The 21,140-nt window shown below is 66.2% G+C and carries 15 protein-coding genes and 1 pseudogene; 9 read left to right on the top strand and 7 right to left on the bottom strand.

Features of this window, described 5'->3' with window-relative positions; genetic code table 11:
* Positions 1–151 precede the first annotated feature (151 nt).
* The 3 genes from LGM42_RS28990 to LGM42_RS28980 are packed head-to-tail and all read left to right on the top strand — an operon-like array spanning position 152 to position 4,150.
* Positions 152–928: a DUF3304 domain-containing protein gene (locus LGM42_RS28990; RefSeq protein WP_226234073.1), complete on the top strand. Its 777-nt coding sequence runs from the start codon at positions 152–154 to the stop codon at positions 926–928.
* The gene (locus LGM42_RS28985; RefSeq protein ID WP_226234065.1) at positions 921–3,221 is read left to right on the top strand and encodes a DUF2235 domain-containing protein; all 2,301 of its coding nucleotides are present in this window, start codon (positions 921–923) and stop codon (positions 3,219–3,221) included. The genes LGM42_RS28990 and LGM42_RS28985 overlap by 8 nt, the downstream gene beginning before the upstream one ends.
* 23 nt (positions 3,222–3,244) lie before the next feature.
* Positions 3,245–4,150 carry a hypothetical protein gene (locus LGM42_RS28980; protein ID WP_413227433.1) on the top strand — a complete coding sequence of 302 codons (906 nt, stop codon included), beginning with the start codon at positions 3,245–3,247 and terminating at the stop codon, positions 4,148–4,150.
* A 145-nt stretch (positions 4,151–4,295) separates the two neighbouring features.
* On the opposite strand, the gene LGM42_RS28975 is transcribed toward LGM42_RS28980, so the two are convergent.
* The 4 genes from LGM42_RS28975 to LGM42_RS28960 form a co-directional block, all read right to left on the bottom strand.
* Positions 4,296–5,246, bottom strand: a complete 951-nt coding sequence (locus LGM42_RS28975) for an OmpA family protein (RefSeq protein ID WP_089464506.1) — start codon at positions 5,244–5,246, stop codon at positions 4,296–4,298.
* A gap of 4 nt (positions 5,247–5,250) precedes the next feature.
* Positions 5,251–6,240 carry a type VI secretion system-associated protein TagF gene (tagF, locus tag LGM42_RS28970; protein WP_059577148.1) on the bottom strand — a complete coding sequence of 330 codons (990 nt, stop codon included), beginning with the start codon at positions 6,238–6,240 and terminating at the stop codon, positions 5,251–5,253.
* Positions 6,237–10,181, bottom strand: coding sequence for a type VI secretion system membrane subunit TssM (gene tssM / locus LGM42_RS28965; protein WP_124659040.1), 3,945 nt, complete (start codon positions 10,179–10,181; stop codon positions 6,237–6,239). The genes tagF and tssM overlap by 4 nt, the downstream gene beginning before the upstream one ends.
* 301 nt (positions 10,182–10,482) lie before the next feature.
* Positions 10,483–11,328, bottom strand: a complete 846-nt coding sequence (locus LGM42_RS28960) for a M15 family metallopeptidase (RefSeq protein WP_059577142.1) — start codon at positions 11,326–11,328, stop codon at positions 10,483–10,485.
* A gap of 121 nt (positions 11,329–11,449) precedes the next feature.
* Here LGM42_RS28960 and LGM42_RS28955 point away from each other — a divergent pair, with 121 nt between their 5' ends.
* Together LGM42_RS28955 and LGM42_RS28950 are read left to right on the top strand one after the other, a co-directional pair.
* Positions 11,450–12,418 (top strand): phage tail protein, encoded by a 969-nt coding sequence (locus LGM42_RS28955; protein ID WP_226234064.1) that lies wholly within the window; start codon positions 11,450–11,452, stop codon positions 12,416–12,418.
* A gap of 213 nt (positions 12,419–12,631) precedes the next feature.
* Complete coding sequence (locus tag LGM42_RS28950) at positions 12,632–13,660, top strand: transporter (protein ID WP_060315573.1); 1,029 nt, start codon at positions 12,632–12,634, stop codon at positions 13,658–13,660.
* 30 nt (positions 13,661–13,690) lie between these two features.
* Here LGM42_RS28950 and LGM42_RS28945 read toward each other — a convergent pair.
* Positions 13,691–13,840 (bottom strand): annotated as a pseudogene (locus LGM42_RS28945) (DUF1427 family protein); the annotation flags it as partial.
* A 24-nt stretch (positions 13,841–13,864) separates the two neighbouring features.
* Positions 13,865–14,842 carry a quinone oxidoreductase family protein gene (locus LGM42_RS28940; RefSeq protein ID WP_060315436.1) on the bottom strand — a complete coding sequence of 326 codons (978 nt, stop codon included), beginning with the start codon at positions 14,840–14,842 and terminating at the stop codon, positions 13,865–13,867.
* 156 nt (positions 14,843–14,998) lie between these two features.
* Here LGM42_RS28940 and LGM42_RS28935 point away from each other — a divergent pair, with 156 nt between their 5' ends.
* Positions 14,999–15,919, top strand: a complete 921-nt coding sequence (locus tag LGM42_RS28935) for a LysR family transcriptional regulator (RefSeq protein WP_226234063.1) — start codon at positions 14,999–15,001, stop codon at positions 15,917–15,919.
* 123 nt (positions 15,920–16,042) lie between these two features.
* Here the strand turns inward: LGM42_RS28935 and LGM42_RS28930 are convergent, their stop codons facing one another.
* Positions 16,043–18,211, bottom strand: coding sequence for a M1 family metallopeptidase (locus LGM42_RS28930; RefSeq protein WP_060315430.1), 2,169 nt, complete (start codon positions 18,209–18,211; stop codon positions 16,043–16,045).
* 642 nt (positions 18,212–18,853) lie between these two features.
* Between LGM42_RS28930 and LGM42_RS28925 the strand changes: the two genes are divergently transcribed.
* The 3 genes from LGM42_RS28925 to LGM42_RS28915 all read left to right on the top strand — a co-directional run bounded on the left by LGM42_RS28925 (position 18,854) and on the right by LGM42_RS28915 (position 21,102).
* On the top strand, positions 18,854–19,348 hold the full coding sequence (locus tag LGM42_RS28925) for an LEA type 2 family protein (protein ID WP_059577128.1): 495 nt from the start codon (positions 18,854–18,856) through the stop codon (positions 19,346–19,348).
* Positions 19,349–19,499: 151 nt separating this feature from the next.
* On the top strand, positions 19,500–19,832 hold the full coding sequence (locus LGM42_RS28920; protein WP_059577125.1) for a YegP family protein: 333 nt from the start codon (positions 19,500–19,502) through the stop codon (positions 19,830–19,832).
* 136 nt (positions 19,833–19,968) lie between these two features.
* Positions 19,969–21,102, top strand: a complete 1,134-nt coding sequence (locus tag LGM42_RS28915; RefSeq protein ID WP_059640105.1) for a methyltransferase — start codon at positions 19,969–19,971, stop codon at positions 21,100–21,102.
* Positions 21,103–21,140: the final 38 nt, after the last annotated feature.

The following is a 21,140-nucleotide window of genomic DNA, read 5'->3' as shown; positions in this document are numbered from 1 at the left end:
GGCTTGCGTGGCAGGCGGAACGATACCGATGCGCCGATACGTCGGTAACGCATGCTGGACAATCTTCGGAAGGAAAACATCAGTGAATAGAGCGACGAGATTTTCAGGTCTGGCGGGCCGTGTTCTGGCAGGGTGTCTGCTCGTGACGGCCATGGCGGCGTGCGGCAAGTCAGAGCCGACATATAGTGGCGTTTCGGTTACTGCTCACAACTATCTGCCGTACAACCTGGACGGGTTTACCATCACCGACGCCCACGGAAACAAGGCAGGCGGAGGGAATAGTTTGCCCGGCGGCGGCGGCGGAGTGACGTGTTGCTACAAGCTCCAGGGAACCGAGTTCACGGTCAAATGGAATTATGTCGACGTCGACCAGTGGCACAAAGGCAACGAGGAGACGCTTCACGGAGAGGCGAAGGCGACGTTGTCTCCGTCACCGGTTCCCGAGAAGGTGGGTGATCGAATTCTCGAGGTTCACTTCTATCCGGATCGCCACGTCGAGCTTCAGTTTCCCGGCGCGCTGATAGATGAATCGCGCATTCCGATGATCGATGTTTCGCGCTGGATGGCGAGCCGGTATCAGACGCAATTGAGCAAGCGGTACGACGAACGTGAAGACCAGCAGTTTCGTCGTGTTGCGCGAGTTGTCGCAATGGCATGGCTGAAATACCGCCTCACGGATCTCGAGGATCTGAAACAGTACGCCTACTACAATCTGCTCGTGAATACTCGCTTTGACTCGCATCCGGAGATCCAGCGCATGTTGCAAGCGGATGCGGGCAAGCCGGGTGCTTTCGCGAAGTCTATTCAGTCGTTGCCGAAAAATATCCGGGCCGAATTGACGAGTGACAAGTTCGAACCGGTTGCAGTGCCACCCATCCCCGACGGGCTGGTTCCACCGCCGCGCGTAGAGGAGAAAAAGCATGGCTGAGAAAGTCAAACTCGATCCTGATGACGCAACGCCGACATCCGTCTACGCGCAAATCGCGCGGCAGAACGAGACGATGTACCCGAAGGGCGATTGCATGCCGTGTGGGGCGACGATTCGGATGGGCTTTTTCTTCGATGCGTTCGGACGCCATCGCGATCTCGATAATCAATCGAGTTCGCAGTATTCCAATATCGCCCGGCTTTGGGAGGCGCATCGCGACATCGTGGATCCGAGGCGACCCGCGAATCAGTTCTGGCTCCGCTTCTACTATTCGGGATTGGGCACGCCGCTGAACGAATCGGCCAAGGCCAGCGAATGGATCAATGCGGGTGTGGCCGCCGCCAAGATGGCGGGCAAGAAGGCACTGAGCGGAGCGGAGTCGGTCGCCAAATCATTCACGCGCGTCAATACGCCACTCAAGCAGGTCAGCGTGAAAAAGCGTGTCGACGACGTCAAGAAGCAACTCCTCGACGGGTTTCTGGAGGGGGATTTTTCGCTTCGACCAATCGACAAGGCATTCCAGGATCTTCGCAAGGACATCGAGCACATCCCCGCTCAGGCGCGGCGTGTGATGAACGTGTTGAATGCATCTCAGGAGCGTTACTGGGAACGAACGAAGGCGACTGGAACGCTGCTGTGGCGCAACGCGAAGAACGACTTCAAGAACAACGTCAAAGGCGCCCCGATGAAGGCCGGCTGGGCGGTTGCGCGCAGTCTTTTTGTCGGCATAGCGATGGAAAACGTGCCAATCGTGCGTGACAATTCCGTCATGGCCAAGGCGTTTGGGACGGGTGTCGATACCCGGTTGATCGCAGCGAAGGACCAGTTCAAAGCAGCGTACGAGGCCGTGAAGAAGCAGATGTCGAAAGTTCGGGCCATCGAGGTGTCGGTGTTCGGCGCGGACCGCGGGTGCGTGCTCGCACGCGCGTTCATCAACGATCTGGCGGAGAAGTACAAGCGCAGGGACGACACGGATCTTGCGATTGAAGGCGTGCCTATCCAGATCAAGTTCGTCGGATTGCTCGATGCCGTTTCGTCCATCATGTCGGAGGAAGCCGGTGAGCTGATCGGAATGGTGCCTTATCTGGGTATGCTCAAGACCAGCTTCAAGGATCGATCTCTCGCGATACCGGCCAGCGTGCAGCGTTGCGTCCATTTCGCCGCGGCGCATGAGATGCGTTTCTATCAGCGTCTCGACAGTCTCGAGAAAACCCGCGGCGAACAGTTTCTCTATCCGGGCACGAGTTGCGATGTCGTCGGTGGCGCGCCGAGCGGATCGCTGGGGCTCAATGCCGAACTGATGAGAGTTCCGCTGCAGGACATGTTGCTGGAAGCGGTCAAGGCGGGCGCCGCCATGGACACCATGGAGGATCTGTACCTGTACAACGCGCCGGTGTTCAAGCGCTTCACGCTCTCGGATCCGATCAAGTACGGCGGTAAGGACTATCGAATCAGGGCGCTGGTGAACGCCTACCGCACCCTCGTCCCTCGCAAACCGGGCGCCGACTTCATGGAGCATTCGAAAGTCTTCATGCGCTGGATTTCGGCCCGCTACATGGATCCCGAATTCCGCCGCACGATTGCGGACCCCGTCGCCGACTGGAAGCGCAACATGAGCGACGCCGACCTGCAGCGCAAGACCGCGAAGTCGCAACTCGACTGGGAACTGCAGCGACAAGGCATCAACATGAGCATGCTCGCCAGCCGCAGCCAGGACGATCAGGCGAAGCTTCGGGGCATGAAGGCGGCGAGCGACGCGGCGCAAAAACGCTATGAGAAGGTGATCGCGGAGGCGCCGAAGGACTATTCGACGGTGTGGGAGCGTCTCGAAAAGGAAGCTGCAAAGAAGCTGCGCAGCGCGTCGTATCAGGAGGGCCTGAAACAATCCGCCGAGCGCATCCGCAAAATGCCGGATTCGTGGGATTCCAATAACAAAGCCAGCGCGGATGCGGTCGAGGCAGCCATGCTCCCAGAAGCCGAGATGGAACTCGTGTCGGCCTGGAAAGAGGGGATCGAGGGCAAGCACCCGTTGCCGCCGGACGTGATGGCGCTGTTCGACATGCTCGTCCACGATACGTTGCTCACGAGCTGGCAAGACCATGTGCTCGCGCCATCGCTGTATTTTCGCACGCGGGACAAGGACGAGTTCGGTTCGACGAACTTCGACAAGGAAGCGAAGAAGCGCAAGAACGACGATCTGGCGGCCGCGCGAATCGACCAAGCGACCAAGCAGCAACAGGAACGGGTACGTGGCTACAAAGCCGGCGCAACGCCGCCCCCCACCGGGCATTGACCCGACGGACGCGACACACGCCCATGCTAATTCTCGCCCCTGAGCGCCTGGAGATCGTTCCGGGCAGGTTGACCTCGCGTTCGTGTGGCTGGCGGTCCACCATATCGAGCATCGCGGCGGCGAGTTTGCTGTCCATTTCGATGTCGGCTTGCAGCAACGCCGACCCCACCTACACCAGCGTTTCGACAGAAGCGTTGAATTATCTGCCGTACAACCTTGTCAGGTTCACAATCTCCGACCAATTCGGCAACACGGCGCGCGGAGGCGGAGACCTGGAGCCAGGACCCGGAGAGGGCAGCATCGCCTGCTGCTATTCGTTGAAAGGCACGAACTTCAAGGTTCAATGGACGTACTACGATGCGGATGATTGGCGACCGGGCGAGCCGGTGAAGAAGCAATGGGCGGAAGCGGGCGTGTCGTTACCGCCGACCAAAATGCCGGACTCGATCGGTTCGCGCATTCTCGAGATTCACTTCTATCCCGATCGCCATGTCGAACTGGCATTTCCGGGCGAAATGCTAGGAAGTACGCGTTTACCCGTCGTGGATGCTTCACGGGGACTGACGAAACGGTATGGGAGTCAGCTCGGCAGTAAGTATCAGGACAATGACGCGCAGTTGCACCGTCGAATTTCGAGAGCCGTGGCGGAAGCGTGGCTCAAGTATCGCTTTACCGACCGCAGCGACCTCGAGCAGTACGCGTATTATGCGCTTCTGGTGAATCCTCGCTTCGACGCGCACCCGGATATGCAGCAGATCATCCAGTCGAGCAAGGCAAAGCCGGGCGCGTTCGCGAAGGCGGTGGCAGCCTTGCCCCCGGCGGTTGCGAAAGCCCTCGCGCAAGACCGATTCGGCGCGGTTGCGGTACCGTCGATTTCTGCGGGATTGCTACCGCCGTCCCGCGTCGAGAGTGGCCAGGCTCCGAGCTAGCGACTCAAACGCACTTCGATTCGATCCGCCGATGTGACGCCACGGCGCGTTCGTGTGGGGCCCAACCGTGAAGATGGTCGGCGCCTTCAACGAAGATGACCGACGACGCGAAGCCGGCGGGGGCTCGTCCCCGCCCCCCGCCAACTCACTGCCCCACCCGGAACTCGATCCGCCGATTCCTCGCCCTGCCATCCGCCGTATCGTTCGGCGCGATCGGCTGATCCGGGCCCACCCCCGTCGTCGTCATCTGCTGCGGCGGAATGCTCTTCGTGATCAGATACCCCTTCACCGCATCCGCGCGCGCCTGGCTCAGCGCGATGTTCGACGTCCGGTTCCCCGAGTTGTCGGTGTGGCCGATGATGTCGACCGTGCGGTTCTGCATCTTCGCGAGCGCGGCCGCCATCTGGTCGAGGATCAGCTTGCCCTGCGGCGTCAGCGTCGCGCTGCCGGTCTCGAACTCGATCGTCCGGTTCGCGAGCGTCTGGTCGAGCACGCCCTGTTCGGACGCCGACACGCGCAGCCCGTTCTTGATCGTGTACGTCGGGTTCAGCGTGTTCGCCATGTCGCTCGCGAGTTGCTGGCGCTGCGCCTCGTTGTGCACCTCGCCCTTCATCTCGATCTGCGTGCCGTTGATCTTCAACTGGCCCTTGCTGATCTGCTTGAGCTGCGCGCCGAGCAGCTTCTGCACGTTCGCGCTCCAGTTCGGCGGCGTCGCGACGTCGCCCACCTCGATCTGGTCGACGACGTTCGTCGCGCCGTAGGTGTCGCGCAGCTTCTGCAGCACGGCCGCCTTGGTCGCCTCGTCGGGCACCTTGCCGCCCACCACCACCTGGCCGGGCGTCGCGTTCGCGGGCGGCGGCGCGATCGTGGCGGCGGTGCCGTGCACCACCGTGCCGGACGCGCCGCCGGCGTTCGGATTGGCCTGCGGCAGCGCGGTCGTCGCGACCGTGCCGTTGCCGACCGGCGTGACGGTCGCGCCGGTGTTCTGCGCGAAGGCCGCGCCGCTCGCGACGAGGCCGGCGGCGAACAGTGCGGCGAGGGCGGGCGAGACGGCGGCTGAAAGACGCGCGCGCCGGGCCTGAATCGTGCGATGCATGCCGTCAGCCTCCGATGAACGCTTCGCGGAACGCGTCGATGGCGACGCGCAGCGAGAGTTGCGGTTGGTCGAGGTAGCTGACGAGCTTGCTGATCTGGTGATCGTTTTGCGCATGGGCGTCGATCCACTCGGGATCGTCGATGTCGATGTTGTGGGCGGCGTAGGTCTGCGGGTCGACGACGCTCAGCAGCGTCTTCGCCGACGCGCCGTTGAAGCCGATGATCAGCCGTTCGCGTTCGGCGATCGTGCCGATGAAGATCGCGAGCTCGAAGTCTGCCTGCGCGACGAACGGCGCGATCAGCTCGAGCCAGAACGCGGCGACGAGGCTGCGGTAGAACGGATCGACCGGCAGCGGCAGCGTGAGGCCGCGTTCGATGTGCGACGAGCCGCTCTGCATCACCGGCCGCAGCAGCGAGCCGAGCGCGAGCATCGCGCCGCGCAGCCGCACCGGGTGACCGCTTTCGAGCAGCATCTGCTGCAGGCCGTACAGCGACTGGTGTTCGACGAAATCGTTGAAGGTGCCGTCATGCGACGTGCCGGGCCCGCCGATGTCGATCGGCACCTGCGTATCGCCGAGCGCCTGCAGCGCGCCGGGCGGCTCGTCCTTGCCGAGCAGCGGCGGGATCTGCGCGGCGACGCGCGACCACAGCCGCGCGAACGCAAGCGGGCTGCGCGCGAGGAACGCGAGCGGCCGGTCGACCTCCAGCGCGGTGGCGCCGAGGAACGGGAAGCGGCGCATCGACACGTCGTGGCTCGCGACCATGTGGCCCGCGATCGCGAGCTTGCTGCGCGAGCCGAGGAACGCGAAATGCATCGGCTTCGCGTCCTCGTAGACGATCTTCCAGCGCGGATCTTCCGCGAGCAGCTCCAGCGCCTGCGCGATCCAGCGATCGAGCGTCTGCAGCAACTGCGGATTGTGCGCGCTCTTCACGAAGTCGCCGCGCGACGGAATCTTGCCGAAGTAGGCGATTTGCGCCTGTACGGTTTGCGTCATTGCGCCCTCTGTGCATTCGTTGCGTTGGCGGCCGCGACGGCCGGCGCGGCGCCCGGCGTGCCGGTGCCGGCTTGCGTCGCGTTCTGCGCGGCGCCCGCGCTCGCGTCGGCGACCGACGACGGCAGCTGCAGGCCGCGCAGGCTCTGCTGCTGCGGCTGGTCGCCGCCGCCGGCCGACGGCTGCGACGTGCTGATGATGCGCATCGTCACCGACACGTTCACGCTGCCCTGCGCCCACGTCAGGTCGAACGTGCCGTCCGGACGGCGCTTGCGCTGCGCCGAGTTGATCAGCTTCTCGAGACCGTAGCGGCCCGGCTCGTTGACGAGCTGCACCGTGCGGCCGTCGAAGGTCGTCGCGGACAGCGTCGCGCCCGGCGAGCCCTGCGGGTTCGGCCACACGAAGTTGGTCCACTGCGGCGGCGTGTTGCGGTAGCGCAGTTGCTGGCCGTCGATCGCGATCGTGTATTCCGTCGTGCCCGTGCTCGGCTGCGGCAGGATCTGGAACACGGTCTGCGGCTCGGACGACGCGGCCGCGCTGCCGGCGGCGCCGCCCGCGAGCGGCGCGACCCAGCGTGCGAAGCCGTTCGTGAAGTCCGGCGTGAGCCCGATGCCCATGTCGCCCCACGTGCGGGCGGCGAGCGTGTCGCCGCGGCGCACCGCGAGCGGCCCGAGCGTCGTGCCGACGAACTTCGCGATCGAGCCGTCCGGGCCGAACACCTGCGCGATCTCGCCGGCGCCGGCCTCGACCTTCGCGTTCGCCGCGAACGGGTACTTAGTCGCGAGCGAGTTCTGGAACGGCTGGTAGACCTGCGCGTTCCACACCTTGTTGACTTCGGCGCTGGCCGGCTGGATCACGACCGCGAACGCCTGCATCAGCGGCCGCACCAGCAGCGGGCGCAGCGACTTGCGTTGCGAATCGGTCAGGCCCGTCAGCATCTGCTCGTCGACGAGCTTCAGCGAATCGGCGAGTTCCGAACCGCTGCCGTCGAGCGTCTGCTGCATCAGCTGACGCGCGCCCGGCCCCGGGTCACCCTGGTTCTTGATCACGTTGAAGCGCGTGCGGACCTTCGACAGCGACTCCATGTAACCCTTCAGCATCGACGTGCCGTCATGCGTCGCGACGATCCGCGCGAGCCCGACGAACTCTTGCCCGATCGGGCCCATCGGCACCTCGGCCGGATTGCCGTTGATGTCGATGTTGGCCGCCGCCATCTGGCCGGCCTGCGAGCGCGTGAACAGTTGCTTGACCCAGTTCACGACGCCCGTCTGCGCCTTCTTGATCGCGACGTTCGCGAGCGACGGGTTGTCCCACGACGTCTGGTCGTACGCGGTCTCGAGGATCTTGCGGATCGGCGAATCCTGCGGGTCGCCCAGGCGGTTCATGCCGTCGACGGCCTGGCCGAAGCTGGTGAAGCCCTGGACCGCGATGCCCTGCATGAACTTCTGCCAGTGCTGCGCGTACTCGGTCTTGTACATGCCGACGAGCGTCTTCTGGATCTGTTCGGGGCTGCCCTCGAGCGTCAGGTCGTCCTGCGTCGACGTGTTGAGCACCCAGTCCTTCGCCTGCAGTTCCTTGGTCGCCGCATCGCGGATCGCCGGCTGCACGTAGTCGAACCACGCTTCGCGCGTGAACGTGCCCGGAATCGCGTAGCTGCCTGCCACGAGCCCCTGGTTGCCGTCGCCGACGATGCGCGCGATGGTCATCGGCGCGAAGCGGGTCGACGCGCGCGCCTTGATTTCCTCGTACACGCGCTGGCGGGCCGGCATGCCGCGCACCACGCGGCGCAGGTTCTCGCGGGTCTGGTCGACGAGCGCGAGGTTCGCGTCGATCATCGGCCAGTCGTTGTCGTTCACGCGCGACAGGTAGAACGAGATCATGCGCTCGGCGCTCCGGATCATCTCGTCGCGCGGCATGTTGCCGCGATTCGTCTCGAGCCAGCCGCGCCAGAAGCGGGCGAGCTGGTCGGTCAGGTGCGCCTGTTCGACGTGGCGCTTGTCGGACAGCATCAGGTACGTCTTGAGCGCGTTGTACGCGTCCTGCACGTTGGTCGGCGACGCGTCGCTGTAGAGGCCGCCCTGCGGCGCGGCCGCCTGTTGCGGGGCGGCGGCCGGCGCGGTGCCGGACGCGGCCAGCGCGGCGCCCGCCTGCGGCGCGGCACCTGCCGCATTCGTCGAGACCGGCATCGTACCGCCCTGCACGGCGCCCGATTCGGGCGGGCGCGTCATCGGCACCAGCTGCTCGGGGTGCGCGTTCACGTCCTTCATGAACGACGCGAGGTTCTGCGACACGGGGGCCAGCAGGATCTGGCGCACGCCGCCGTAGTACTCGGTCAGCAGATGCTGTTCCAGACGGTCGCCCTGATACAGGCCGAGCGACACCGACAGCGGCTTGTCGCGGCGGAACTGTTCGAGCTGCTCGATCCGGTCCTCGAGGATGTCCATCGCCTGCAGGCGCGACTGCAGGTCGTTGCGGCCCTGCTGCAGGCGCGTGACGTTGTCGAGGTCGGCCTGCACGTTCGCGACGAGCTGCTGGTTGCCGATCGTCGACCAGGTCCAGCCGCCCAGCGCGAGCGCGAGCGCCGCGACGAAGCCGAAGAAGGTCGCGTAGCGCAGCCGCGTCTTGGTCGGGCTCGCGAACTGGCGCACCGTCTGGCGGTCGGCGAAGATCACCTTCGAGAACAGGTCGCGCAGGAAGAAGCCGTTCTTCGAGAACGCGCTGTGCGGTTTCGGCAGCGCGCTCGCGTCGAGGCCGAAGCGGTGCGCGATGCGCTGCGCGGCCGCGCTGTTGGTTTCGCCTTCCTGCAGCGCGCTGGTGAAGTAGAAGCCGCGGAAGATCGGCTTGTACTGGAACGGGTTGTTCTCGAACAGCGTCGCGAGGAACGCGCGCAGCGACGGCTTGATCGTCGAGAATTCGAGCGGGAAGCTCAACTGGCCCGGCGACAGCTGGTTGCCGCGCGACAGCGACAGCTGCGCGACGCTGATTTCCTTCAGCCCTTCGTAGAGTTCCTCGAAGTGCGTGTCGAACTGCGCGACGACGTCGCGCTTGTCGTCGGGTTCGTAGGGCAGGGTGGCGCCCCACACGCGGTCGTACTCGTGCTTGTCGCTGCTGCTGAAGAATTCGGTGAAGCCGGTGATCAGGTCGGCCTTCGTGAACATCACGTAGACCGGCGCGAACACTTCCAGCTTTTCCGTCAGCTCCTGAACGCGCTGGCGGAGATTCTTCGCGAGGTTGATCGCGAATTCGGGGCGGTTGCCGGTGAGCTCGGCGATGCTGGCCGTGACGATGATGCCGTTGATCGGCGCCTTCGGGCGGTAGCGCTTGAGCAGCCCGAGGAAGCCGAGCCACTCGCTGCGGTCTTCCTCGTGCACCGAATAGCGGCCGGCCGTGTCGAGCAGGATCCCTTCGGTCGTGAAGAACCAGTCGCAGTTGCGCGTGCCGCCGATGCCGTGGATCACGGCGCTGTTCTTGTCCGCGAACGGGAACTGCAGCCCGGAATTGAGCACGGCGCTGCTCTTGCCGGCGGCCGGGTTGCCGATCACGATGTACCACGGCAGTTCGTACAGCGCGGAGCCGCCCGAGACCTGGCCGATCTTCGACGTCTTGATCGTCTTCACCGCATCCGACAGGCGCGTGCGCAGCACGTCGAGGTCGGCCGTCTTCGCGTCGGGCGCGAGCGCGGCGGCGGCCGGCGCGGCGATCTTGCCGGTTTCCGCCTGCTCTTCCAGCACCTGGCCCAACTGCTGGTTCGCGCGCTTCACGCGCCAGCGGCGCCACAGCGCGACGGCGAGCCACAGCGCGAGAACCGCCGCGAACGCGATGGCCGCCCACAGGAGCGGTAACTGCAGCATGTCGGCGACGATGAACAGGATGGCCGCTAGCGCGACGATCCCGACGATCGAGAGCGTACGCGGATGAGTCAGCACGTTGAGGATGCGTTGCATAGGACGTTCAGGTTCCGGTGCGATTCGGTGAGGCGACGCAGGCGCGTCGAGCGGCAAGGGTGGCGCCGCGATGTGTCGCCATGCTGTCAAACGGGATGAAGGAGGCTGGCATCAATACGCTCGCGGCATCGGAGAAGGCGCGCGCATTAACGAAAGGACGCTGTGAGATTTAAAACGGAAGCGGCGGCCGGAAAAAATCGCGCACCGGAATGCCCGATTGTTTGCGCCGCCCAAATCGTTTCCTGCCGGGTGATTAAAAAGCCCCATGCCGCCCTCATTATTTCTTGTCCGGCAGCCCTGACTAGCTGCCGCGTCCCAGTTTAAAACCGGGTTTATGGTATTCCACGTGCCCGAGATCCATCATTTTCCATCGGCCGCCCCAGGTCAGGCCGACTTGTTCGGCGACCTGGCCGTACAACTGGTAGCCGCGCATCGCCCACGGGTCTTTCTCGGAAATGACCAGCTTGCCGTCGCGCAGGAATGCGTTGTCCGCCGCCAGCCCGAACTGGTGATAACTCTGGAAGGCTGCCGCGTTGGTCACGTTGCTGCCCATCTGCGCCAGCCGGTTCTGCCGTTCCGGGCTCCGGTAACCTTCCAGCAGCGCCATTTCATAACCGTGCTGTTCGTGCATGATCTTGTAGACCAGCAGCAAACGCGTGCGGAAATCCGGGTCCAGCAGGTTCCAGTCGCGGCTCGCATCCTTCAGCGCCGGGCGGACCTGCTCGACTTCCTTCGTGGCGAAGACTTCCGGCGGCAGCGGCGGCGGCGGCACGAGCTGCTCGCCCTGCAGCAGCGCGGCGATTTTCTCGTCGGGCACGCGCGCCGTGTCGTCGTACTGGAACAATTGCCGGCCGCGTAACGCGATGGCGACCAATGGCGGCGTCGCAAGAATACCTGCCGATACCATAATCATCAAGCGCCGTCGAACCAGTAAATTTTGCACATCGCTTAATGCGCCGCGCGTCACGCTTGCCGATTTAACAATCTGACTGCGCGCGCGCGCGGCGCGATCGTTGGCCCGGCGCGTGAGACGGCCGTGAAACTGGGCAACGGATTCGAAAACGGTCGCCCGGATACCCGGTAAAAGCAACAGTGCCGCAACGGCGACGGCAAGGGCGAAATAGGCGACGAGTGCGACGGCAATCAACGAAATCCCCGGAAATTGGAATTGATTGTGTTTTGCAATGCTTGCTCTTAGAATCAGGCTGCTTCGAGAGGCCAGGCTATATTATCGCGGTGAATTAAACCAGGATTCAATGAGACGCTGAATGAGTGCGCCGGAAAATTCAAATTCGAAAACTCCGCCCAGCCTGCTGTCCGATACCAAACCGGCAGGCGAGGGAGGACCTCGGCAGTCGCGCATTCTCGCGGATCTGGAAGGGCGTGTCACGCCGCCCGCCGAGCCGCCGCGCCGTTCGCTGAAGGGGCCGATCGCCGCCGTCGTGGCGCTGGTCGTGGCCGTCGGCGGCTGGGGCGCGTGGCGCATGCAGCAGTCGTCGGGCGAACAGCCCGCGGCGGTGGTAGCCGCCACGGCACCCGCGGCGGCGCCTGGCAAGGCCGCCCCGGCCAGCGGCGCCGCCGCGCAGGTCGCGCAGAACGGCGCGTCCGCCGCGCCGGCCGCGCAACCGGCCACGATCGTCAACGACGATTCGGCGTCCCAGACCGTTGCATCGGCGTCCGCCGCTTCCGCCGCGGACAACAGCCGCCTGTCGCGCGCGCTTGCCAACGGCGCCGACGACGCATCGGGCGCGGCCACGGCCGGCGCAGCCGCAACCGCCGCGGCCGCCACGGCGGCGACGGCCAAGTCCGCGAAGGCCGACGCGTCGAAGAGCGCGAAGGTCGCGGCCCACGGCAAGGCCGACACGAAGGCGGACACGAAGGCCGACGCCCGCAAGCATCGCAAGGAACAGCAGGCCGAACTCGCGCAGGCGAAGAAGCGCCGCGACGCGACGGCGGCCCGTACCGCGAAGGCCGGCGCGAAGGACGATCCGGATGCCGATCTGCTCGCCGCGCTCGTCGCGCGTACGAAGCCGGCCGACAAGACGCTCGCCGCGCAGAAGGCGCAGGCCGTGTCGACCAAGACGGCGGCGACCGGCGGCTCGCTGGCGTCGCGCGTGAAGGCGTGTTCGGAGCGCGGTTTCTTCGAGGATCAGCTGTGCCGCTGGCGCGTGTGCGACGGCCACTGGGGCAAGGACCCGGCGTGCCCGAGCGCCGCGCAGTCGGAGACGCGCCAGTAGCGCGCGCCGCGCCCGCCGCGACGTGTTGCTTGTCCGCGCCGCCCCGATGGGCGGCGCGTTTGTTTTCGGGGAACGGAAAGCTGCCGGCATGATGCCGCGTGACACTGTCACGCGCGTGTCATGGCCGTCGGGCATACGTCTCCTTTCTTTTCCCGGCGCGGGCCCGCGACCCGCGATGTGCGGCGCGCCGCGCGCCGCACGACCTTCGACACGATGGACCTGATCGTACAGACTTACGGCGCCGATACGTCCGGCATGGTGTGCGGATTCCGCTTCGTTCCGGGCGGCGCCGGCGCGACGCTCGATGCCGACGCGGCCGCCGCATGGCTGCGCACGTGCCGCGAACAGGGCGCGGCCGCACCGGGCGATTTCGTCTGGCTGCACTTCAATCTCGCGCACGGCGCGAGCGAGCGCTGGATGCGCACGCATCTCGGGTTGCCCGACAGCTTCTTCGAATTCCTGCACGAAGGCTCGCGCTCGACGCGCATCGAGCAGGAGGACGGCGCGCTGCGCGCGATCGTCAACGACGTGATGTTCAACCTCGAACTGACGCCGTCGGAGATCGCGACGCTGTTCGTCCACGTCGAGCGGCGCATCATGGTGACCGCGCGGCTCAAGCCGCTGCGCTCGGTCGACACGCTGCGCGCGTGCGTGCGCGACGGCGAGGCGTTCCGGTCGCCCGCGGAGCTGCTCGTGCATCTGCTGCGCGACCAGGCCGACCTGCTGATCCAGATCATGCGGCGCACGAGCGTCGACGTCGACCGCATCGAGGATCGCTTCCTGTCGCAGCGGCTCACGTCGAGCCGCATCGAGCTCGGCGCGATGCGCCGTACGCTGACGCGCCTGCAGCGCATGCTCGCGCCGGAGCCCGGCTCGATCTTCCGGCTGCTCGCGAAGCCGCCCGCGTGGCTGCATACGGAAGACGTGCAGGAATTGCGCGAGTCGACCGAGGAATTCTCGCTGGTGCTTGCCGATCTGGCGGGGCTCAACGAGCGCATCAAGCTGTTGCAGGAAGAGATCGGCTCGCGCCTCGACGAGCAGAACAACCGGACGCTGTTCACGCTGACGCTCGTCACCGTGATCGCGCTGCCGATCAACATCGTCGCCGGCTTCTTCGGGATGAACGTCGGCGGCGTGCCATTCGCGGAGAACAAGCACGGCTTCTGGCTGATGGTGCTGCTCGTCGCGGGCTTCACCGCGCTGGCCGCGTGGTGGGCGTTCCGGCGCCGCGACGATCGCTAGCGCGGCACCGGGCGTCGCATCGACGCGTCACCGCAGCAGCGCGATCGCGCGTTCGCCGATCACCATCCCGAGCAGGCCGACGAGCGCAACGAGCGGCGGGGCCGGCGAGCGCACGTGCAGCAGTGCGTACAACACGCCGACACCGACGCCCACCGCGAGCGAAATCAGGTAATCCATCATGGCGGTCTCCCGTGTGGTCCGGTATCAGGGTTTGAGGATCACGCGTTCGCGCGCACCGGCCAGCACCGCGCGATACGCATCGTGCGCACGCTCGAGCGGGTACACGTAGCCGTCGCCGATCGGAAACGGGCGCAGCGTGCCGTTGCCGAAGCCGGGCGCGAGCGTGTCGAGGATCCGCGCGACCGCGGCCGCGCCGAGCTGCAGCGAATCGATGCCCACGAACGTGTGCTGGCCGCGATAGAACGCGAAGATGTCGAACGGCACGCTGCGCTCGATCGTCGAGATGAAGATCTGCCGTGCGCCGATCGCCATCGATGCGTTCGCGGCTTCGAAATACGGGCTGCCGACCGTGTTGTAGACGATGTCCGCGCCGTGGCCGCCGGTCATCTCGCGCACCGCGTCGGCCACCGTCCGGCTCGATGCGTCGATCATGCGGACCTCGCCCGATGCGTGGCCGCGATAGCCGCCCGGGCCGCGCTCGACGCCGATCACGGTCGCGCCGCGCGCGGTGGCGAGCTGGATCGCGGCCTGGCCGACCTTGCCGTTCGCGCCGAACACGAGCACGACGTCGTCGGCCGTCGGCATGCCGGCGCGGCGCAAGCCTTCGTACGCGGTGACGAACGGCACGCCCACGCCGGCCGCTTCGTCGAGCGTCAGCACGGCCGGCTTGCGGCGCACGTGCGCGGCATCCAGCACGAGCCATTGCGCATGCGAGCCGTCGCGGCCGACGCCGAGATCGCCGCCCGATCCCCACACCGGCGCACCGATCCAGTCGTCCGGGCCGCCGCGTACGATGCCGGCCCAGTCGCGCCCCGGCGTGCGCGGCCACACCGCATGCGGCATGCGGCCGAGCGCGGCCTTCACGTCGCTCGGGTTCACGCCGGCCGCGCGCACCTCGATCAGCATCTGGCCGTCGGCCGGCACGGGCGGCGGAATGTCCCGGACCCGCGCGTCGAGCGACTCGATGTCGGCGGCGGGGGTGTCGAAGCGGATGCTGCGCATGAGATTCTCCATGAACGAGGGCCGCCGCGGCCCGGCGGGCCGGCGCGTGCGGCGGAAGCGATGAAGGCAGTCTAGTGGGTCCGATTTGACGCGGAAACGTGCAAAGGCGGATGATTGCTTTGCGTTTTCCGCACAGCTAGACCTTCAGGCCCCTGAATGAACGACTTCCTTTCCCCGCACCTCGCGCTGTTCGTCGACGTGGTCGATCAGCAGAGCTTCTCGGCGGCCGCGCGCCGGCTCGGCGTCGCCGCGTCGTCGGTCACGCGGCGCATCGACCGGCTCGAGACGCAGCTCGGTATCCGCCTCCTGCATCGCACCACGCACGCGCTGCGGCCGACCGAGGCCGGGCAGTTGCTGTACGGTCGCGCGACACGGATGCTGGCCGAGCTGCGCGGACTGCAGGAAGACCTGCACAGCCAGCACGACGAACCGGGCGGGCTGCTGCGCATCGACTGTCCGGCGCCGTTCGGCCGGCGGCATCTGATGGGCGCGCTGGCCGCGTTCATGCAGCATCATCCGGCGTTGCAGGTCGATCTCGTGCTGACCGACAGCATGGTCGATCTGCAGGGTGCGCGACTCGGTTCCGACGTCGATCTCGCGGTGCGTATCGGGCCGCTGGAGGACACGCGTTTCGTCGCGACCGTGCTGGCGCCGCAACGGCGCGTGCTGTGCGCGAGCGCGGCCTACCTCGCACGGCGCGGCGAGCCCGAATCGCCCGACGCGCTGGCCGGCCACGACTGTCTCGCGTGGCATGGCGCGCCGCCGCCGGGCGCATGGCGTTTCGGCGAGCGCCGTCACGCGCCCGCGCAGCCGCGGTTTCGCAGCAATCATTCGGAAGCGTTGCGCGAGGCGGCCATCGACGGGCTCGGTCTCGCGCACCTGCCGACCTGGCTCGTGGCGGACGCGCTGCGCGACGGACGGTTGCGCGCGGTGCTGCCGCAGTACGCGGCGGCGCCCGAGCGGGCGACGATCCACGTGTTGCGCCAGCAGGCGCGCGGCAGTGCGCGCACGTCGCGGCTCGTGACGTTCCTCGCCTCGTGGTTCGCGCAGCCGGCGTGGGATGCCGCGTGGGCGTGACCGCGAACGGGCGCCGCGCGGCATGAAAAAAAGGGCCTCGCATGCGAGGCCCGTCAACAGGTCGGAGAAACCGGTACGCCGGCCGGCGCCGCGGGTCGCGCGGCACCGGCCGGGTGCGCACCGTTACTGCGTCACTACCTTGCGCGGCTTGAAGATGCCCTGGTAATGCAGCGCCGGGCGTTCCTTCGTCACCGCTTCGATGCCGCCGAAGCTCGGCGTCTGGCGCAGCTTCATCGCGGCCGGCGAAGCGACCGAGCCGATCGACGTCGAGCGCGAGGCCGGCGCGAGGTTGTTCGCGACGAGCAGCGCCGCTTCGCTCTTCAGGTTCGCCAGCAGCACCGGATCGGTCGAGCCGTTGACCTGCGTGAGCACGCCGCTCCAGGCGGCGTCGCTGTAGTTCACGACGTAGTAGTCGAGACCGCTCGGGTCGGCCACCACGCCCGTGCAGCCGTCGATCCGCGTCTGCGCCTGCGTATCCTTCAGCGCGAGCGTCGTGCGTTTCGCGAGACCCTGGCCGTACGCGAGCGTGATCGGCACCGTCCACTGCAGGCCCGGATACGCGTTCTTGTTCGGGAACGGCTGCTGTTTCAGCGTGACGACGGTCTGGTTCTTCGTCAGGTCGCACTGCGTGTCGAGCGAGATCAGCGGCACGCCGGTCTGACGCACGTAGCTGTCGCCGATCGGGCCGACCGCCTGGCCGCTTTCCTTCGACAGCGCATCCCACAGACGCTTCGGCGTCCCGTTGCCGAACGAGTAGTCGACCAGGTACTGCTGCAGCCCCTTGCGAAGCGTCTGCTCGCCGAGATAGTTCTCGAGCGTCTTCAGCACGTGGCCGCCCTTGTCGTACGTGAACGCGCTGGCGCTCAGCACGAAGTCGTTCGACGCCCAGTCGTTGAAGTTCGGCGCGACCGGGAACGCGTTCGGGCCGATGTCACGATTGATCACGCGGTACTTGTTCTTCACCTGGTCGAGCCAGCTGAACTCGTCGGGGAAGAACTGGATCGTCGTCTTGTTCTCGAAGAACGTCGCGAACGACTCGTTGAGCCACACGTTGTCCCACCAGTCGGTCGTCACGAGATCGCCGAACCACTGGTGCGCCACTTCGTGCGTCAGCACTTCGTTGCCGTAGTGCGACATCGGCTGGCCCGGCTGCGGCAGGATGTCGTCGGCGAACTCGAGGATCGAGCCCCAGTTCTCCATCCCGCCGAAGTTCAGGTCCTTCTGCTCCTTGAATGCGTCGTTCGCGGCGACCGTGTCGAACTTCGTCAGCGGCAGCGGGATACCCGTGTAGCGGTAGTAGTAGTCGAGCGCCTGCTTGGTGCGGTCCATCGCCGGCTTCGCCCACTCGCTCATGCCCGGCGGCGTGAACACGCGCAGGTGCAGGCTGCCCTTGGCGCCCGGCAGCGGGCTCGTGAAGTCGTCCTCGTAGGTGTCGAACATGCCGCCGCCGAAGAACAGCAGGTACGACGGCATCGGCGGGGTCTTCTCGAACTGCACGAGCTTGTAGCCGCCGCCGACGTTGGTCGACGGCTTCTCGGCCGCGTTCGACACGACGCGCCAGCTTTGCGGCACTTCGGCCGTCACTTCATAGGTCGGGCGGAACGCCGGCTCGTCCCAGCCGGGGAACCACTGGCGCGACAGGTTGGTTTCGCCCTGCGTCAGGATCGCGCCGCTCGTCTTGCCGTCGGTGCCCTTCAGGTCGACGCGGAACACGCCTTCCGCGGCCGAGCAGCCCGGATACGGATCGTCGCCGCAACTGCCGCCGGTCTGGTTGACCGGATCGTCATACGACTTGAAGTTGATGATGCCCGACCACTCCATGTGCAGCGAATAGTTGCCCGGTGCGATCGTGCCGGCGACGGGGCGCAACTGGTAGAAGTCGCCCTTGTCCTGCGGCGTCGCGATCAGCTGGATGTTGCCCGGCTGCAGCGTGATGCGGCCGTTCGTGAACTTGATCCGGTGGCCGGCGACCACGATGTTGTTGACCGGCTTGAGCACCTTGATCTCGACGTCGGCGCGGCCGTCGAACGCGTTCAGCGCGTCGTTCGGGCGGAACCACAGCCGGTAGTTCACGGGCACCACGGTGTCCGGCAATTCGACAGGCGAGACGCTCTTGTCGACGTTGGATGCGCTCGGCGGCGCGGTGACGGCGGGCGACGAGCCCGTGTGCGGCGCGCCGGCGGAGCTCAGCGCGGAAGCGGAGCCCGCACCGCCGTCGTCGCCGCCGCAACCGGCGAGCGCGAGTGCGGCGACGAGCGGCAGATAACGCATCTTGCGAATATGAATCGACATGACTGAAACCTCGATCGTTGAAAGAATCGTTCAGTGCTGCGAAAACGCCGGCAAAAGCAATCCCCTCGCCGTTTAATCAACGGCGAAAAAATGGCAATGACGGATTATTCGAAAAGACGGCGGCCGACTACGTGAAGGTAATCATGGTTTACTGCCCCCTCTGAATTTCCGGATGTCGGTTAACTGGCCGGTTCAAAATGGCCGTGCGCGTGTTGTACTGAATTGATTTCGCGCGCACGACACGGGGCCGCACGCCCGGCGCGGGCGCGCAATCCCTTTGAACCGACGACCTACGGGGCTGGCCGGGCCAGGCCGCAGGACGGAAGGACAGCGTGTCGCCGTCCCGGAAATACGCCGTCATGCGGCTTCAAGGTGTGTCGGCTTGCTCCAAGGATGCGTAAATATACTTGATGGTTTTGGGTAAAGGAAACGAAAAATTTAGAAAGAACGTCTATTGAATTTCCGGCGCTTCATTGAACGCTGGAAGTCATTAATGCGCTTTCCGTTTGTCTGGCGATTTCGTAGTTTTAATCTATTAACGATCTCGCGGCGCTCCCGAAACTACGAAATCCGGTGAAGGATGGCGCGGTCGGTACAATGCATTGACGACCCGTTCACCGATCGCCGCGAGGAGGCCCTTCCATGTCACGCGCCCTGTTCCGTATCGCGCCGCTGCGCGCCGTGCTGCTGCTGTTCGCGGCCGTGTTCCTCCTGGGCGGTTGCGCGGGGTTCACGCGCGAGCCCGTGCGCGTGTCGGTCGCCGGGCTCGACCCGCTCGTGGGGCAGGGCCTCGAGATGCGCTTCAGCCTGAAGTTGCGCGTGCAGAATCCGAACGATGCGCCGATCGACTACGACGGCATCTCGGTCGCGCTCGACCTGAACGGTGCGCCGTTCGCGAGCGGCGTCAGCGATCGGGCGGGCACCGTGCCGCGATTCGGCGAGGCCGTGCTCGACGTGCCCGTATCGGTATCGGCCTTCGCCGCCGCGCGGCAGGCGTGGAACCTGCCGGGCGCGGCCGCGAACGGCGAGTTGCCGTATGCGCTGCGCGGCCGGCTCGCCGGCAGCGGGCTCGGCGCCGTGCACTTCAACGACGCGGGCACGCTCCGTCTGCCCGCCATGCCGGGGTGGGGCGGCTAATCGTCAGGGCGCCAAACGTCGGCTCAATGTGTCGAAAAATTCACCATTTGACAGTCTTTAATGCTTATCCGCGCGAGATCTCGATTTTTGTCGACGCGACCCCTTACACTTGCCGATGTCCGAGGGTCGGACATTCTTTTAGGGGAAATTCATGGCGGCAAAATTCGAGCTCAAGAAGGCCACGAACGGCCAGTACTACTTCCACCTGAAGTCGGCGAACGGCGAGATCATCCTCGCGAGCGAGCGGTACGAGGAGAAAGGCGGCGCGAAAAACGGGATCGCGTCCGTGCGGGAAAATGCGCCGCTGGACGAGCGCTACGAGCGCAAGCTCGCCCACAACGGCGAGCCGATGTTCAATCTGAAAGCAGCGAACCACCAGGTCATCGGTACGAGCGAAACGTACAGCAGCGTGCAGGCACGCGAGAACGGCATCGCGGCCGTCAAGCGCGATGCGCCCGGTGCGGAAACCCACGATCTCGCCTGATCGACGCTTGCGCCGCGACGAATGCCTTCGGGCGGCCGTCGCGGCGCCTGTTTTGCCGGGTCGGGCAAAGCGCGGTATGGTGTGGTCCGCGCGGTGAATTCTCGCCGCCGTTGAAGCCAACCGTAACCGAGTTCGCGTGACCGATTCCCCCGTTTTCCACTGGACCGACGCCGACGGCGTCGATCATGCCGTGCGCTGGCGCTCCGAGGCCGGCGTGCAACCGCCGAAGCGCGCGGTGCCCGCCGACGACCGCCTCACCGCCGACGCGGCCTACCGCCTCGCATGCGAGGGCACCGCGCTCGTCTGGCAGGGCGACTTCCAGAATGCGCGCCAGCTCGTGCAGGCGATGGCGCGCCGCGTCGAACGCAAGCCGAAGAAGGCGAAAGCCGCGGCCGGCGTCGAAGCCTTCAATCTGCATCGCCTCGCGCAATCGCAGCGGGCCCGCACGCTCGGCATGTTGCTGATCCCGCTCGACGCCGATTACACGATCCCGCTGCGCCGCGCGCCCGACGTGCGTGCCGCATGCGAGGAAGCGTACGGCCCCGGCGGCGCGCCGTCGGTCGTGTCGCTGCGCGAACTGCTCGGCCTCGTCGGCGCGCACGAGTGGCGCAAGAAAGGCGTGCCGATCCCGGCGCTCGGCGGCGCGCCGATCCATCCGCACTACGGCGTGTTCTCGCCGGTGCGCGGCGAATACGTCGAGCTCGTCGCGCGCGCGCCGCTGCCGGCGACGTCGCTCGCGTTCGATATCGGCACGGGCACCGGCGTGCTGGCGGCGGTGCTTGCGTCACGCGGCGTCGAGCGCGTCGTCGCGACCGACCAGGATCCGCGCGCGCTCGCCTGCGCGCGCGAGAACGTCGCGCGGCTGGGTCATGCGGGCCACGTCGAGATCGTCGAGGCCGACCTGTTTCCGGCCGGCCGGGCGCCGCTCGTGGTCTGCAATCCGCCGTGGGTGCCGGCCCGGCCAAGCGCGCCGATCGAATACGCGGTCTACGATCCTGACAGCCGCATGCTGCGCGGTTTTCTCGCGGGGCTGGCCGCGCATCTGGAGCCGGGCGGCGAGGGCTGGCTGATCCTGTCCGATTTCGCCGAGCATCTCGGCCTGCGGCCGCGCGAAACCTTGCTGCAATGGATCGACGAGGCCGGCCTCGTCGTGCTCGGCCGCGACGACATCCGCCCCGCGCACCCGAAGTCGACGGACGCCGACGATCCGCTGCACGCGGCGCGCCGCGCCGAGGTCACGTCGCTCTGGCGCCTCGGCGCGCGGGCCTGACCGCGTATTTTCGGTAAACTGTCGCCATTCCTCACGAA

The sequence above is a fragment of the Burkholderia sp. AU39826 genome (genome assembly GCF_020419965.1).
GTDB lineage: Bacteria > Pseudomonadota > Gammaproteobacteria > Burkholderiales > Burkholderiaceae > Burkholderia > Burkholderia semiarida.
This window is presented reverse-complemented; position numbering and strand designations above follow the sequence as displayed.